Genomic DNA, 15,145 nt, shown 5'->3' with positions numbered 1-15,145 from the left:
GGCGCCGCAGCGCCATACTCATCGCCAGACCAGCTGGCACTCACCTGTCGTTCCCCTCACGCGTCGGACGGCCGTTGACGCTGCGGCCCCCCCCCCCGGGATGCCATGCAAACGGCTGCGCCGGGCTCGCTAGAGCACGCCGTCGGCCCTGATCTGTCGGGTGGCCCCCTCGACCGCCTCCAGCGTCTTCTCGATCACGTCATCAGTGTGCTCGATCGACATGAACCAGGCGCCCCGCTCCAGCGCCCGCACGCCGCGGCGCAGCAACGCCGTGGTGAAAGCCACGTAGGCCTGCCGGTTCATGCGGGCGAGATCGCGGTAGTTCCTGGCCGGCTCATCCAGGCCGAACGCGATGTGGAAGACCTGCGGGAAGCCTTCCACGCTTGCCTTCACGCCGGCCCGGGCGAAGATCTCGCGCATGCCGCTCATCAGGCGCGTGCCCGTCTTTTCGATCGCGGCGTAAAGCGAAGGTTGAAGCGATTTGAGCGTAGCGACAGTGGCGGCCATTGCGATCGGTTGCGCATTGTAAGTGCCGCCATGCACCACGCCGCCCGTCGAGAACAGGTCGAGCAGGTCCGCGCGGCCAGCGATCGCCGCCACCGGGAAGCCGTTGGCGATCGCCTTGCCGAAAGTCGAGATGTCGGGGGTGACGCCGAAGCGCTCCTGGGCACCGCCAGGCGCCAGCCGGAAACCGGTAATGACCTCGTCGAAGATCAGGATCGTGCCGTAGCGCGTGCAGGCTTCGCGCACGCCCTCGAGATAGCCTGGGGCAGGATGCACGGCGCCCGCATTGCACATGGCCGCCTCCATGATGACGGCCGCGATGTCACCGGCGGCGAGACGCTTCGTCAGCAGCTCCAGGTCGTTCCAGGGAAGCACGACCGGCGCATCGCCGATCTGCCCCTTGCTGCCGGCGACGGCATTCGGAGCCTCATACGGCCCTGCGGCGTCCAGCGACGGCGCCGTCGACCACAGCACATTGTCAAACCAGCCGTGATAGTGGCCCTCGAACTTGATCACCTTCTGGCGACCGGTCGCCGCGCGCGCCACGCGCAAAGCCGCCTGGTCGACCTCCGATCCCGAGCTGCCAAACCGCATGCGCTCGGCCGAAGGCACCATCTCGCAGACGAGCCGCGCCGCTTCGGCCTCCACCGCCGTCTGGCCAGCGAAAAGGATGCCGTGCTCGATCTGGGCCTTGACCGCGTCGGCCAGCGGCTTGGGGTTGTGCCCGAGGATCATCGGCCCCATGCCGAGGTAGTAGTCGATCAGCTTGTTGCCATCGACGTCGTAGAGATACGGGCCTTCGCCGCGTTCGAAGACGAGCGGGGTCGGAGAAATGTTCAGGCGGAAATTGCTGTTGACGCCACCGGACATCCAGCGCGAATTGTACTTGATGGTCTCCGCTGACTTGTCGAAGGACAGAAAGGTCCTCGGTTCTGTCAACGAATTTTCGGCGGTTGATGAAACGGACAATGCCTTACTCCTGCTCGTAGTTACGACAGCAGGCACCAGCCCTGTCCGCTTGTAAATGGCAGCGAGTTTCGCCAGACGGAAAACTGATCGGCATCGTAGGCTCGCTCGTTCTCAGCCGACGCTGTCCTTGACCACGGCGATGCAGTCGATCTCATAGAGCAGTCCTCCGAGGCAGCGCGTCAGCGTGGTCCGCGCCGGATAGGGAGGCTTGAAATATTCGGGATAGATGCGGTTGAACTCGGCGAGGTCGCTGTCGTCGCGGACATAGTTGCGCGTCTGCACGACATGGGCGAGGTCGCTGCCTGCCGATTCCAGCACCTTGCGGAGGTTCTCGATCGAGCGGCGCACCTCGCCTTCGAAGCTGTCCGAGACGATCTTGCCGGTGGCATCCACGGAGGCCTGGCCGGAAACGAAGATAAGGTTGCCGACGCGCGTGGCCGGACTGAACGGCAGATGGGACCGCGGCGTCTCGGGCGCGCTTGGATATTCGATCTTCATTGCTTCCTCTCGTGGCTGATTGGGAATACCGGCTGGCGCAGCCGGCGATAGGGGAGGGTAACGAGCTCGCTTGTGCAGGGTCCCGGCGTGCTCACCGTGTAGCTTCCCGCCGCGATCGGATCATAGGCGCGCCGATGCGCGACGGCGGCCTTGACGCCGATGGCGAACAGCTTCTCCGGGACTATTCCTTGCGAGCGAAACTGCCCGAGATCGTTCGGCGGGGTCTTCAGGCTGGTGAGCAGGATGGTGACCCCCTCCAGCCGCACGACGGCCGAGGGTCCCATCTCGATATGGATTCCCCGAGAGGCAACCATGTGGCTGTTGCGGTCTTCCAGCGTGAAGGCGCCGTCGCTGCGGCTGACGAACTCGACCTCGGCCTCGAGCGGACCCACGCCGAGGCGGCTGCCTTTTCCGCCGATGCTGAGCCTGCGCTTGTCGCCCGGCCGGGCGTCCGCCAGCGCCGCCACGGCTGCGCTGTCGGCGATGATCACGGCGCTGTTGGTGAAGCCATGCCTGAGGAAGCCCCGCAGCACCGCGGTGTCGTCGCCTGGCGCTCCCCCGCCGATATTGTCGGCGGGCTCGACTACGATGTAGGGGCCGCCGCGCTTCTTGCCGATCTCCGAAAGGGCATCGTCGAGATCCCATTCCTGGGGCCGGCCGAATTCGCGCAGCTCGATCGCAAGCCGTTCGAGCTCGTCGAGGGCGCGGCCGGCATCCCGCTCGCTGCCGGTGGTGGTGACGCAGAAGGCTACCCCGGCCTGAGGGACGTCGGAAAAGGAGTAGCCGGCGATGACGCTGGCCTCCCAGATCTCCGGGTTCTGCGCCTCTATCCGGCGCGCCAGCTGTTCCAGATCGCGCATCGGCCGGTCGGCCGTTCCCGTCCCGGGTGGCGCCCATATGATGGGCGCGTTGCGGGCGAGCACCCGCGGTCTTGCGCCCTCTTTCAGCGCACGTGCCAGCATCTGCGCCGACCGCACCGCCGAATCCCTGGAATCGATGTGCGGGTTTTCGCGATAGCCCACCAGGCCGTTTGCGTGGCTGGCCATCTTGTCTGTGAAATTGGCGTGGAGGTCGAAGACCGCAAAGAGCGGCAGCGTCTCGGCGCCGGGAACCCCACGGATCGCCGCAAGCAGATCGCCTTCCGGATCGACGGATCGGGTGGTGACCATGGCTCCGTGAAGGGAAAGCCAGATGCCTTCGAGGCCGCCATCCGCCAGCGCCTCGCGCAGGCTCGTGTCCAGCTCGTTGCTGAACTGCTCGAAGACGGCATGGTCGACAGTTCCCGATGGCATGGCCGCATAGTCGGCGACCGGGACGACTTCCCAGCCCTCCGCCTCGGCGACTTCGAGGAAGCCGGAAATGGTGGACCCGTCACCCGTTCGCTCCAGGATCTCGGCGCCGCGCTTGATGGTGAAGTCGTTGAAGGAGGTGAGCTCCTCCACGAAGGAGTGCGTCTCGTGAAATATCCCGGCAAGGAGGATGCGATGTTTCTTCATTGCTTCGCCTATCGTGCTCCCGGGATGGCACCAGCAGCCAGTTTGAGGTCTTTGGTGACGAGGGCGAGGTTCGCGACGAGCAGCTTGCCCAGCCTCGCCATGGCTTCGGGATCGAACCGTGCAGACGGCCCCGCTATGCTCACCGAGGCGACCGCTTCACCGTTGAGGCCGAAGATCGGCGCGGCGACGCAGGCACCGCCGATCTCATTCTCTTCGTATTCGGTCGTCCACCCGATCTCGCGGCACTGTTGCAGCACCATCTCGAGCGATTGCGGATCCGTCACCGTGCGATGCGTCGCAGGCAGCAGCGGCCCAAGGCTGTAGATGGCGTTGCGGAATTCGATCGGCTGATGGGCGAGCAGCGCCCGTCCGCAGGCGGTCGAATGATAGGATGCGCGCGTGCCGGAATAGGAGGTGACGCGAAGCGACTGGCTGCCCTCCAGGCTCTCCACGATCACCGCATCGGTGGGGCCGGGTATGGCGAGATTGACGGTCTCGGAGGTCGTCACGCAAAGGCGCATGAGATGCAGCCTGGCAATCGCCGCGACGTCGAGGCGCCGCTCCACGGCCTTGCCGTAGACGATGTGCTGCAGGCTCAGCCGATAGTTCCCGGCCGCGCCGTCATGCTCGGCGAGGCCGACATCTACCAGCGCGCTGACCAGGTTGAAGGCCGTGGTCTTGGCCAGACCCGTCTGCGTCGCAAGCACGCGCAGCGATACCCACCCGCCATGCGCCATCGTGTCCAGCAGCGCCTTCGCACGGCCGATCGATTGGATGCGGGCCTCCGGAACCGGGTCGGGTTTTCGTTGTCCGTGAGCCGCTGCGGGTCTCTTCATTCTCGGGTGTGTTCTATAATATGGAACAATGGGAAGTTGTGTTTCTGATGCGACACTGAAATCTGATAACGCGCAAAATGCAAGAGATTTCGCCCAAATTTTATCTGGTTCGCGTGATCTGCGATTGACAAAGTTGCGATCATGCTCGTTAATTTCCGGGCATTGGTAGGGTGCCATCCTACAATATGGATTACGCCCGACAGCCTGCGAAACAATCGGGGAGGGGACCCCAACTCATGACTTTGATTCCACGCCTCGATATGGCGGCCCTCGACGCTGAGCGGCTCGATTCGCTGACCAAGGGCTTGCCGTTCGGAGTTTCTTCGATGCGGATCGGCGATGTCGGCAAGCAGGGGTGGAGCCTGCTCGACGGCGATATTCCGATGCCGGCTGCCGTCATCCGCGAGCAGGTGCTACTGGCCAACAGCGCGTGGATGCGCGACTTCACCGCCGCCAACGGGCTCTTGATCGCGCCGCATGGCAAGACCACCATGTCGCCGCGGCTGTTCGACCTGCAGATCGCCGATGGCGCTTGGGCCATCACGGTTGCAACGGTCCAGCAGATGCAGGTCTGCCGGCGATACGGCGTGAAGCGTGTGCTGTTCGCCAATCAGCCGGTCGGGCGGCTTGCCGTCGATGCCTGCATGCGCGCGCTGCGTGAGGACGAGGCATTCGAGCTCTACTGTCTTGCCGACAGCGAAGCGGGTTTGGCCTTCCTTGCGGAAGCCGCCCGGCGCAACCCGCCGCCGTCCGCCAATCCGCTGCGCATTCTGGTCGAGATCGGCTTCGAGGGCGGCCGCACAGGGACCCGCAGCCGGGCCGGCGCGCTGGCGCTCGCCGAGCGTGTCGCCGAAACGCCGGGCCTGAGGCTGGCAGGGTTCGAATGCTTCGAAGGCGTGTTGCCGACGCCGCAGGCGGCCGACGGCCTTATCGACGATGTTGCCGAGCTTGCCCGCATCGCGATCGAGGAGGGCCTCTTCCCTGCAGGTTCGCCGGTGGTCATCAGCGCCGGCGGTTCGGCCTTCTTCGATCGTGTCGGCGAACGCTTCGATCGGGTGTCCTTCTCAGGACCGGTGCTGCGAGTGCTGCGCTCGGGTTGTTACCTGACACATGATTCCATTGGGTACGCCAAGGCCTTCGAGCGCATCCAGGCAGAGACGACGCTCAACTTGCCCGCCGGCGGATTGAAGCCCGCCCTCGAAGTCTGGGCCTCGGTTCAATCGCGGCCGGAGCGCGGGCGGGCGATGCTGACCATGGGCAAGCGCGATGTCGGCTTCGATGCCGGGCTGCCGGTGCCACTTGGCTGGTACAGGCCGGGATCAGGGATGGAAAAGCCGCAGCCCATGCCGGCGGGACACGAGGTCGTGGCGCTCAACGACCAGCACTGTCACATGGTGCTGCCGCCCGACAGCCCGCTCGAATTCGGCGATCTCGTCGGCTTTGGCATCGGCCATCCCTGCACGACCTTCGACAGGTGGTCGCTGCTGTTTCTGGTCGATGAGGCGTATCGCGTAACGGGAGCCTTGAAAACGTATTTCTAGGCGGCTGCGACAGTGAGGGGGAAGTGAATCGGGGAATCGCGCGGCCGCATCGGCGGCGGGCGCGATCGTGACAAGGAAAGGCATGCCGATGCGAAAGGTTGGCGACGACTATCTTGTTCAGCCCGTGGTGAAGGCCTTGCAGGTCCTCGAATATGTGACACGGCAGGGGCGGGATGTGACGCTCACCGAGACCGTGCAGGAATTGAAGCTGCCGAAGACCACGGTCTTCCGCTACCTGCAGACCCTTTCTGCTGCGTCGTTCCTCTATCATGATGTGCAGCGCGACCGCTACAGCGCCGGGCCTCGCTTCCGTGACCTGGCGCGGGTAGATCGAAGCCTGCAGGGCTTGCGCGACGTTGCCCGGCCCGAGATGCAGAAGCTGGCCGAGACCTTTCACGAGACCGTCAATCTCGCCGTCCTTTCCGAGAGTGAGGTCGTCTATATCGATATCCTCGGTACTGGCCGGCCAGTGCGCATGCAGGCAAAGGTTGGGCATCGCCACCCCGTGCATTCGACATCGCTGGGCAAGGCGATGGCGGCCTATCTCCCTAAGGAGGCGGTGGACCCGATCTGCGAGAGCGAGCTGCCGGCCATGACCCTCAAGACCTTGACCGATGGCCGCAGCTTTCGCCGGCAGGTCGACGATATCCGTCGGCGCGGTTATGCCATCGAGATCGGCGAGAACGAGGACGGCCTGATGTGCATCGGCGTGCCGATCCTGGACGGCACGGGCTACCCGGTCGCGGCGATGAGCCTGTCGGCCCCGGAAAACCGCATGCGGCCATCAATGACCACCGAGGCGGCAGAAGCGCTGAAAGACGCCGCATCGCGCATTTCATTCTGCATTCAAAGAGCGCCGCCGGCGTCCGCTCATATGAATGCTTGAGCTGCCCGCGCGTTGTTTCTTCAGATGGAACTTCGTCTTCTTGACACGCGGTTGAGGGCTCAATAGCGTCCTGGAATATTGCGGAGTATTATGATAGTAAATTCGCCAATGCAAATAAATATAGATATAAATATTTCATTATAACAATTCGCCCGAAGAATAAGGATAAACCGGAGAACTACGTGCGTATCGCCCTTATACATATCGCGCAAGAGACCAACGATTTCAATCCGGTGCCGACCACGCTGAATGACTACCGCTCATTCGGCATTTTCGAAGGCGCCGAGATCTTTGAAAAGCTGCGCAACTATGGACAGATCGGCGGTCACCTCCAGGCGGTATCGGATAGCGGGCTTGAGGTGGAGTCCGTACCGATCATCCGCGCCTTCGCGGTGGCTGGCGGGCGCATAACGCGCGAAGCTTTCGACTTTTTCCAGCAGAAGATCAGGGATGGGTTGGCTGCAGCGGGCAGGATCGATGGCCTTGCGCTGCAGCTTCACGGCGCGTGCTCGGCCGAGGGCATCGACGATGTCGAGGGCGAGCAGGTGGCGCTCTGCCGTTCCCTGCTCGGCAGGGACATCCCGATCGTGCTCGGGCTCGACCATCACGCCAACGTCACCCGTAAGATGGTGGAGAATTGCGACGCGATCGTCGGGCATCGCACGCAACCGCACGATACCTTCGACACCGGCGTGATCGGCACGGAGCTTCTGCTGCGCATCATCAGCGAGAAGCTCAGGCCGGTCATGGCCTGGCGCAAGATCCCGCTCGTCTCGCATCAGGAGCAGTTCCTGACCTCGCACGGGCCGATGAAACGCTGGTTCGACCGGGCGCGCGAAATGGAGAAGGACCCGCGCGTTCTGCAGGCGTCAAACTATCCGATGCAGCCGTGGCTGGATGTCGCCGAGGGCGGCTGGTCGACGGTCGTGGTCACCGATGGCGATCAGGTCCTCGCCGAGACGCTTGCCGACGAGCTCGCCGATCTATGCTGGTCGCTGCGTGACGAGTTCCAGCTTCGCGAGGCCGTTTCCGTCGACGAGGCCGTACGTCGCGCCGACGCGGCGCAGCGCGGTGTGGTTGTCATCAGCGACACAGGCGACACCGTGTTCGGCGGCGCTGCCGGCGACAGCAATGTCATTCTCGAGGCGATGCTGCGGCTTGGGATCAAGGGCAAGGCCCTTGTGCCGATGATCTCTCCAACGACAGCCAAGGCGCTTGCCGAGGCGGGCGAGGGTGCCGTGGTCACCCTGCCGCTGGGCGGCGATGCGGCGACGGCCTTCTTCCAGCCTCTCGTGGTCACGGGCACGGTGAAGAAGGTCGGGGGCGGTGTCGTCAAGCTCGACTACAATCATCAGAGCGAAGTGGATTTCGGACGGGCCGTCATCTTCGAGGTCGGGCCCGTGACGATGCTCATCACGGAATTCCGCGGCGTAGCCGGCAATTTGCCGAGCGCCTATGAGGCGATGGGAGTAGACCCGACCGGCTACAAGATGGCCGTGCTCAAGACCGCGTCCAACTTCCAGTTCTTTGCGCCCATCACCTCCGAAATCATCCGCGCCGATACGCGCGGGCCCGGCCAGTCGGACGTCTTCACGCTGCCATGGCGGCGGCTGCCGAGGCCGATCTACCCGCTGGAGAGGTTCGAGGACTGGCGGCCACATTCGTCCCAGCCGGGAGGGAATGCATAGAGGGGGGCGCGGCCGCGGCGCCGCTTGGAAGCGCGGCGGAGGTTTGGAGCGTTCTGCTCTTGAACTGACGCAAGCGTCATGCCGCAAGGCCGCTGGACCTTTGGGAAAGAAATTGCCTGCCGCTTAAGGTTTGGCCGTTGGCGCTGCCCCTCATCTGCCTGCCGGCATCTTCTCCCCGTGAACGGGGAGAAGGAGGACTGCCGCTTTGATTTCGCCAATCGCCGACGATGCAGAACGGGCGCCTTCAAAAAACGGCCGGCGTCCTTCTCCCCGTTTACGGGGAGAAGTGCCCGGCAGGGCGATGAGGGGTAGCGCCGACGGTAAAAAAACTATCATCGTCGGTATCAACCGCAATGCTAGCCATCTGCCTCCCCGTTTCAGAGGGCAACGGTGAAAGGCCGCATCGACCCAAAAGCAGAACCGTCTAGCCCGCCTCGGCCAGCAGCATCGGCTCGAACCCGATCCAGCTGTCCTCCCGGGCGATTGCCCGGACCTCTTCATAGCTTGCGATCGCGGCGTGCGGCGTTTCGAGCGGATGCTGATGCGTGGCGGTGATGACGACCACTTCCGCGCCCGAGGCGCTCGCCGCCGCGATGCCTGCCGGAGCATCCTCGAAAGCCAGGCAATCGCTCGCATCGACGCCGAGCCGCTCAGCGGCAAGCAGGAAGCAATCCGGGGCGGGCTTGCCCCGTGTCACGTCTTCCCCGGTGACGAGGATGTGGGGCATCGGAATGCCGGCGACCGCCATGCGCTTCAGGGCGAGCTCGCGTGGCGAGGAAGTGACGATCGCCCAGCGTTTGGCCGGCAGCGACGCCAGGAAATCCGTCACGCCGGCGATCGGGACCACGCCCTCGACATCCGCAATTTCGGCCGCAGCAAGTTCCTTAGCTTCGCGGATTGGATCGACGCCCGGCAACGCCAGGCGGGTGATCGTCTCGATCGCCCGCATGCCGTGTATCGTCGGCAGGAAACTCGCCACGTCGAGGCCGTGCCGCATGGCCCAGGCGGCCCAGACCCGTTCCGCCGCGGCTATCGAGTTGAGCAAGGTTCCGTCCATGTCGAACAGGAAGGCTGCGAATTTTCTGCCTGGGAACATGAGGCTACCTTGATGGATGCGATGAGGAAGGAATGGAATAGGCGGGCAGAACCTAGATGTTCAATGCCGGCCTGGGAAGGGCGACGCGACAATCCACCGCCTTTGTCTCGAGCCGGTCGGGCAGCAAAGGCCTGAAAGCAAAGGCCGCTGCTCTCTCGAGCAGCGGCCCGTGTTTCGTCCGTGGGCGCGCCCGCCGCCATGACCCTTGGGTCAGGGACTGCGCGTCATGCGATCAGAAGAGAGGCTGCTCCCCACTGAGGCAATCCGCCGGGACCACGCTACGGAAAACGAAATCACTCGACATTGGATCACCTCCTTTCGATTTGTTGAACACGTTCGGAACTTGGGGTGCCTCGGCCGTTTCTGCAAGTGCAGAAAAGTCACAAAGGCTGTTCAACTAGCTTGCGTGTGCCCTTTCGGCGGCTATTGTGGGTTGTGGCCGCACAACGCGAGGGGTGCCTATGGACGCCGCGGAACGGGCAGCAAGGATCGTCCGCGCTCTCGTCGAGACGGTGAAGCCCGGCTTCGCGGTCGGCCTCTGGAATGGCGAGCGCATCGGTCCGCCGGACGGGCCGCTGCTCAGGATCAACGACAGCGACGCGCTGCGACGGCTGCTGCGGCGACCGAAATTCACGACGATCGCCGATCTCTGGGTTTCACGGGCAATCGACGTCGAGGACGGATCGCTGTTCGACATCGTGGCGCTGCGTCCCGAAGGCAAGCTGAAGTCCAAGCTGCGGGCATTGCCCAAACTGCAGCTGGCGCGAGATCTGCCGGCACTTGTCTTTGCGCGAAGGGCCAGCGCTGTGGACGAGCTTGCGGGAGACAATCCCTTCGTCAGCGGCTCGAGCAAAGTGGCAATCGAGCACCATTACGACATCTCGAACGATTTCTACCGGCTCTTCCTCGACGAGCGCATGGTCTACAGCTGCGGCTATTTCACCGATTTCGCCAACGGCATCGACCAGGCGCAGGCCGACAAGCTCGAGCATATCTGCCGCAAGCTGAGGCTGAAGCCCGGCGAGACCCTTCTCGACATAGGCTGCGGCTGGGGCGCAATGCTGATCTACGCGGCCAGGAACTACGGCATCATCGGCCATGGCGTGTCGCTCTCGGAAGAGCAGACGAAGCTTGCGCGCGAGCGCATTCGCGCCGAGGGGCTCGATGGCCGCATCACGATCGACATCAAATCCTACACGGAGCTCGACGGCAGCTTCGACAAGATCTCGTCGATCGGCATGTTCGAGCATATCGGCATTGCCAATCACGACGCCTATTTCGGCGCGGTCAAACGTCTGCTGAAGCCTGACGGAATCTATCTCCATCATGCGATCACGCGGCGCACGAAGCGCAGCAGGCGGCAGACCTTGCGCAAGGGCCCGGAATATCAGGCGCTTGTCAAATACATCTTCCCCGGCGGCGAGGTCGACACGATCGCCATGACGGTCGGCAATCTCGAGACGCATGGCTTCTATGTGCACGACGTCGAGAACCTGCGCGAGCACTATGCCCGAACCTGCCTGATATGGGCCGAACGGCTGAAGGCGCGCTTCCCCGAGGCGATCGCGGAGGTCGGCGAGCCGAAAGCACGGCTGTGGCTGCTCTATCTGACGGCCTGCTCGATCGGTTTCGAGCGCGGCTCGGCACAGATATTCCAGACCGTCGCGACGAAGCGGAAACGCGGCCCGAGTCCGCTGCCGCCGAGTCGGGCCGATCTCTATAGCTCGGCAAGTTGAACCTCTGCATGAAGGTTTTGATGGGTGAACGATGGGCTGCTTTCGGCCCGGAAGCGACTTATTTCTTGCGCATGGCGAATGGCCGCTTCGCGCCTCCATGTCGGTCGTTCGCCGTTCGCGTTTCAATCCTAAAAGCAGTTGCTCGCGGCAAGCGGGTTGAAAAATCAAAAGAAGGTGGGGCGACTTAAGCCTTGATGGTCTACACCTTCTCATGTTGCTCGGGTGCTTATCCAATCAGCCTCTGAGAGGCCAGTCAGACGGAATGAGCTTTACTCCCGACGCTTTCGTCCATCGGCCCTTCACGGCTGCGACGTATTCCGGATCTTCCTCGATGTAGGCGTGTTCGATGAGGATGACCTGAAGCCCCGCTTGGCGTGCAGTCTCGTCGAACAAAAACCGGACGATCTGTTGCATCGCCGCTTGATCGTCATCCCTCTCCATCTCTTGCAGCCGCTTCTCGTCGCCGCCCTTAGGATAGTAGGGGCGGCTGATCTGGTCGATGACCAGAAGGCCGGGGACGGGCGCCTTGATACTCTCGAAAAGCTTCTGAAGCGAAAAGGCGAGGGCAAGATGGATCGCCAAGTAGTTCTGGTCAGAACCGATTTCGGCCATCGCGAGGACCGCTCGACGAGATGGCTCCACCAGCGAAAGGTTCGGGGTGGACGAGAACACGACGCGTGAACCCGTCGCCGGCACCTCAGTGGGAAGGTCAACAAGCATTTCGGTCGCGAAGGCGCTGACCATGTTTTCCGCGTCGCGAAGCCGCTCCCTGCGCGCCTCCGGATCGACCTGATCCCTGAGGTCCTCGATCCTGGATACAAGCGACGCGGTACCCGGCGAAGCCGTCTGGAAGTCTTTCGCCGTTGTCTCAAGGAACTGATCGATGCGACCTACGACCCGAGCCCTCTCCTGAAGGAGCGAGCCGGTCTCTACCGCCTCTTCCTCCACCCGGACGAGCCCGCTGAGCTGCGCCTCGACCTCCCTCAGGCGGCTGTATTTGGAAACAATCAAATTCTCGATATGTTCGGAATGGTCGTCGAGACGAGGGCGCATCCCGTCGACCGCAAGGACCTCGTTTGCAACGATGCTCAAGGAATTGCGGATCTGCTCGGCCATCGCCTGGCCCGCGCTGTTCTGTGCATCGCACACGGGACACCGTCCGTCGTCGAGCTTGAGGTGCTCGATCAGCCTCAACTTGTGAGATTGCATGGACACCGCCGTTTCGTAGCCCGTCGCCTCGCGAATGGTCTGCCTGAGCATCTGCCGCTTCCCTCTCAGCGTCTGCAATTCGGAAACAAGCCCTCGCCGCTCTTCCTCCAGAACCGCGCGAGCCTCGGAATCTCTCGTGTCGGTCGAGGCGACACCGCTATCCGCGACTCTGGCGAGCTGATCGAGGAGGAATTCGTCAGATGCATCGGGTGAGGGCAGTTCGGCGACTAGGCCGACACCTTTCGCCTGGGTCAACAGCGCCATCGAGCGCTGCGTCAAAAGACTCTGACTCCGCTCCTGCGCTCTGGCCTCCCGTTCAATCTTCGCCAGCGCGGCTTCGAGCTGCCGGAGCGTCCGGGCGGCGAGAACGCTCGCCTGATCGACAGCGCCGAGGAAATAGGGGATGGTCGCCCTGATGTCCCGTGCCTTTTCTGGACGGTTCAGATCGTGCAGCAGGGTCTCCCTGCTAATGATGACGTCTCCCGACAGGAAAAGGTAGGGCGGTATGTCACGGATTGTTGCGCGGCCCTTCTCAGCCTTGGCGGCCACGGCCGGGTCGTCCGTGTCTTGAATGCCGAACGACTTTTCGATCAACGCACGCGCGGTGTCGCGGTTGGTCGGACCCTCGAGTCCTTCGGACGCATCCGGAAGCTTCAGGTTTCGGCCTGTCCGTACATACATCTGATTGGTGCCGCTTCCCGCCTTCGGAATCTTTCTGCCGACGATGAGGTCGCGGTCCCCCTGCGTCCAGTGAACGGCTACCGCTTCGGCGTGGTTACGCACGAAGAAGGGTAACTTGCAGTCCTTCGAACCAAGGCAGTAGTCGATGGCGTCGATGATCGCGGACTTGCCTGTCCCTGACGCCCCCGTGATCACGTTGACCTTGTCGACGTCGAATTCGAGCGTCCTGCGCCTTCCTCCGGTGCCGTAAAATGCAATCTCACGAACGTTCCAACGGTTCACGGCGTTACTCCGAACGCTGAAAAAATTGTTCCTGCTGATCCCGCCTTGCCCATCCAGGTGCCAAGGCGCTCTGCCCGCTTGACCGCACGCTTCGGGTTCTCGGGTAAATCGGCAAGCGGTGCTGCCGACGGTCGCCGGGCGCCGAGCCTGATCGTCCCGTCCGTTCCAAGCGATAGCACCCTTGTGCCAAGGCCAAACCGCACCGCGGCGGAGACGATGTCCTTCGAGGCGTCAAGTCGGGCGCCCAGATCCAGACGAACATCGGGATAGCGGTTAAGCCATGACAGGAGGCCGGTGGTGGCGGCAGTCTCCTGGAAAGACGTTTCCAGATCGTCGGAGAGTGCGAGGGGCAAGGCAAGGTACACCAGGGCGAGCTCGGGCGACCTTCCCGAAGCTGCCTCGTATTTTCGGCAAAAGCCGACGAGACCGAACGTGCCAAAGGCAGGGTTAGTCTCCGCGAAGAGATCATAGGCAACGTTCATTTCTTGAAACCTAAAAGCGCGAAATAATCAGGATGCCAACCCACTCGACCGTCAATCGAAAGGACATGATATGTGCCCCTGACATAACTTGGCGCCGTGACGCTCGACGTGAGGGATTCGATCGTATCTGGCGCCTCGTAGAAGCTCCACTTTAGTAGTTCGCGGCCTTTAGTCTTTTTTACTTCGTCGGATTGTCCGTCGCACTCTTCGCACATGTCAGAATGCCTGTAGGACCATTCCTCGGCCAGGCGGTCGTCGTACTTGGAGATTCTCTCCCGCCAGGTCGGGTTTTCGGTGGACCACCGCGACCGCGATTCACGAGCACGCCATTCGTTAGTGACGGCCCTCTGAAGCCACGTCTTGGTGCCTTCCACTAGGCCAATTTGATTCTCGACCATGGGATGTGAGCGATAGGTCTCTGGTGGAAGTTCCGCGGCAAAATAGTCCACGAGATTGTCGTGTTCGATATCCGCGACAATCTCCATATGTCGCTTCACAAGTTCGAAGCGATGGATGGCCTTGTCGCGCTTCCCGCAGTGCGCATGAATGATCTGACGATTCCACCATTCCACCATAAGCGCCGCCACATGGGGCTGATCCTTTGCGAGGACGGAGGTCAGACTCTTAGCGAGCTCGTCCTCGATGTGCCGGATGCTCTGTTGGCCGGGCATCAATCGAACCCTGGAAAGGATTTCGGCCTGCTGATCACTGGAGAGGTTGAGAAATGCTTCGCAACCCGGAGCCCGCTTCGCATGGGGAAGCGGCTTGATCCCATTCGCTTCCGCGTCCGCCCTTTCTTGTACGACGCGTTGCGCTTCTTCTTGCAGGGCGATCAGAAGCTTCCCCCGGTCTTCAGTCTCGTCGAGAAGGACTTTGAGTGGAGAGGTGGGCGATATATCTGCCACGGTGACGAGGTGTAGCGACGTCTTGGACAGGTCCAGGTCCGGGAGCACGTCAATCCAAGCCCTCAATGTCTTCCAAAGGTTGACGCTCGCCACGGTGATAGCATCCGGCTTCGTCGAAAGCGAATGCTTGAGCTGCTCGAGGATCGTTTGGCCGTTAGCCTCCAGAACGACGTCGTCGAGCGTCTCGAGATAGATCACCGCATCGAGGCTTGTCTCGTTCCACAGCCTCAGGAGAGCGTACTGGGCTTGATAGAGAAACCCCAGGGCTGAGGCGTCGGCGCTGTGAGCATTCATGTTGGTCAATTTTGATCTCGGGGAGGCAAAGCGTTTGCCTGT

The 15,145-nt window shown here is 62.5% G+C and carries 12 protein-coding genes; 4 read left to right on the top strand and 8 right to left on the bottom strand.

All coding sequences use genetic code 11. From position 1 onward, the window contains the following. Window positions 1-129: 129 nt before the first annotated feature. The 4 genes from SAZ10_RS08890 to SAZ10_RS08875 all read right to left on the bottom strand — a co-directional run bounded on the left by SAZ10_RS08890 (window position 130) and on the right by SAZ10_RS08875 (window position 4,303). Window positions 130-1,443 (bottom strand): aspartate aminotransferase family protein, encoded by a 1,314-nt coding sequence (locus tag SAZ10_RS08890; RefSeq protein WP_318608842.1) that lies wholly within the window; start codon window positions 1,441-1,443, stop codon window positions 130-132. 141 nt (window positions 1,444-1,584) lie between these two features. Continuing rightward, window positions 1,585-1,971: a RidA family protein gene (locus SAZ10_RS08885; protein WP_318608841.1), complete on the bottom strand. Its 387-nt coding sequence runs from the start codon at window positions 1,969-1,971 to the stop codon at window positions 1,585-1,587. Further along, window positions 1,968-3,467, bottom strand: a complete 1,500-nt coding sequence (locus tag SAZ10_RS08880; RefSeq protein ID WP_318608840.1) for a M81 family metallopeptidase — start codon at window positions 3,465-3,467, stop codon at window positions 1,968-1,970. Before SAZ10_RS08880 ends, SAZ10_RS08885 begins: the two co-directional genes overlap by 4 nt. An 8-nt stretch (window positions 3,468-3,475) precedes the next feature. After that, window positions 3,476-4,303, bottom strand: coding sequence for an IclR family transcriptional regulator (locus SAZ10_RS08875; protein ID WP_318608839.1), 828 nt, complete (start codon window positions 4,301-4,303; stop codon window positions 3,476-3,478). A 236-nt stretch (window positions 4,304-4,539) separates the two neighbouring features. Between SAZ10_RS08875 and SAZ10_RS08870 the strand changes: the two genes are divergently transcribed. The 3 genes from SAZ10_RS08870 to SAZ10_RS08860 all read left to right on the top strand — a co-directional run bounded on the left by SAZ10_RS08870 (window position 4,540) and on the right by SAZ10_RS08860 (window position 8,418). Beyond that, on the top strand, window positions 4,540-5,844 hold the full coding sequence (locus tag SAZ10_RS08870) for an amino acid deaminase (protein ID WP_318608838.1): 1,305 nt from the start codon (window positions 4,540-4,542) through the stop codon (window positions 5,842-5,844). A gap of 88 nt (window positions 5,845-5,932) precedes the next feature. After that, window positions 5,933-6,730 (top strand): IclR family transcriptional regulator, encoded by a 798-nt coding sequence (locus SAZ10_RS08865; protein WP_318608837.1) that lies wholly within the window; start codon window positions 5,933-5,935, stop codon window positions 6,728-6,730. A 182-nt stretch (window positions 6,731-6,912) separates the two neighbouring features. Then, window positions 6,913-8,418: a M81 family metallopeptidase gene (locus SAZ10_RS08860; protein ID WP_318608836.1), complete on the top strand. Its 1,506-nt coding sequence runs from the start codon at window positions 6,913-6,915 to the stop codon at window positions 8,416-8,418. Between the two features lie 424 nt (window positions 8,419-8,842). Here SAZ10_RS08860 and SAZ10_RS08855 read toward each other — a convergent pair whose 3' ends face one another. Next, complete coding sequence (locus SAZ10_RS08855; protein ID WP_318608835.1) at window positions 8,843-9,514, bottom strand: HAD-IA family hydrolase; 672 nt, start codon at window positions 9,512-9,514, stop codon at window positions 8,843-8,845. Window positions 9,515-9,975: 461 nt separating this feature from the next. Here SAZ10_RS08855 and SAZ10_RS08850 point away from each other — a divergent pair, with 461 nt between their 5' ends. Further along, window positions 9,976-11,250: a cyclopropane-fatty-acyl-phospholipid synthase family protein gene (locus tag SAZ10_RS08850; protein WP_318608834.1), complete on the top strand. Its 1,275-nt coding sequence runs from the start codon at window positions 9,976-9,978 to the stop codon at window positions 11,248-11,250. Between the two features lie 234 nt (window positions 11,251-11,484). On the opposite strand, the gene SAZ10_RS08845 is transcribed toward SAZ10_RS08850, so the two are convergent. From SAZ10_RS08845 to SAZ10_RS08835, 3 genes are read right to left on the bottom strand one after another with little or no spacing between them, the layout of a single operon-like run. Then, a complete protein-coding gene (locus tag SAZ10_RS08845; protein ID WP_318608833.1) occupies window positions 11,485-13,422 on the bottom strand; it encodes a DUF3732 domain-containing protein in 1,938 nt (645 codons plus the stop codon). Then, a complete protein-coding gene (locus SAZ10_RS08840; RefSeq protein ID WP_318608832.1) occupies window positions 13,419-13,904 on the bottom strand; it encodes a three component ABC system middle component in 486 nt (161 codons plus the stop codon). Before SAZ10_RS08840 ends, SAZ10_RS08845 begins: the two co-directional genes overlap by 4 nt. Continuing rightward, window positions 13,901-15,103, bottom strand: coding sequence for an ABC-three component system protein (locus SAZ10_RS08835; protein WP_318609122.1), 1,203 nt, complete (start codon window positions 15,101-15,103; stop codon window positions 13,901-13,903). Before SAZ10_RS08835 ends, SAZ10_RS08840 begins: the two co-directional genes overlap by 4 nt. Window positions 15,104-15,145 lie beyond the last annotated feature (42 nt).

The organism is Mesorhizobium sp. BAC0120 (assembly GCF_033542235.1).
In the GTDB taxonomy this organism is placed as follows: Bacteria; Pseudomonadota; Alphaproteobacteria; order Rhizobiales; family Rhizobiaceae; genus JAWRCU01.
The sequence above is the reverse complement of the archived record's forward strand: the minus strand, read 5'-3'. Positions and strand labels throughout refer to the sequence as shown.

Coding starts and splice junctions, on each gene's coding strand:
- SAZ10_RS08885 (WP_318608841.1), bottom strand. CDS start 1,971: ATGAAGATCGAATATCCAAGCGCGCCCGAGACGCCGCGGTCCCATCTG.
- SAZ10_RS08880 (WP_318608840.1), bottom strand. CDS start 3,467: ATGAAGAAACATCGCATCCTCCTTGCCGGGATATTTCACGAGACGCAC.
- SAZ10_RS08875 (WP_318608839.1), bottom strand. CDS start 4,303: ATGAAGAGACCCGCAGCGGCTCACGGACAACGAAAACCCGACCCGGTT.
- SAZ10_RS08870 (WP_318608838.1), top strand. CDS start 4,540: ATGACTTTGATTCCACGCCTCGATATGGCGGCCCTCGACGCTGAGCGG.
- SAZ10_RS08865 (WP_318608837.1), top strand. CDS start 5,933: ATGCGAAAGGTTGGCGACGACTATCTTGTTCAGCCCGTGGTGAAGGCC.
- SAZ10_RS08855 (WP_318608835.1), bottom strand. CDS start 9,514: ATGTTCCCAGGCAGAAAATTCGCAGCCTTCCTGTTCGACATGGACGGA.
- SAZ10_RS08850 (WP_318608834.1), top strand. CDS start 9,976: ATGGACGCCGCGGAACGGGCAGCAAGGATCGTCCGCGCTCTCGTCGAG.
- SAZ10_RS08840 (WP_318608832.1), bottom strand. CDS start 13,904: ATGAACGTTGCCTATGATCTCTTCGCGGAGACTAACCCTGCCTTTGGC.
- SAZ10_RS08835 (WP_318609122.1), bottom strand. CDS start 15,103: ATGAATGCTCACAGCGCCGACGCCTCAGCCCTGGGGTTTCTCTATCAA.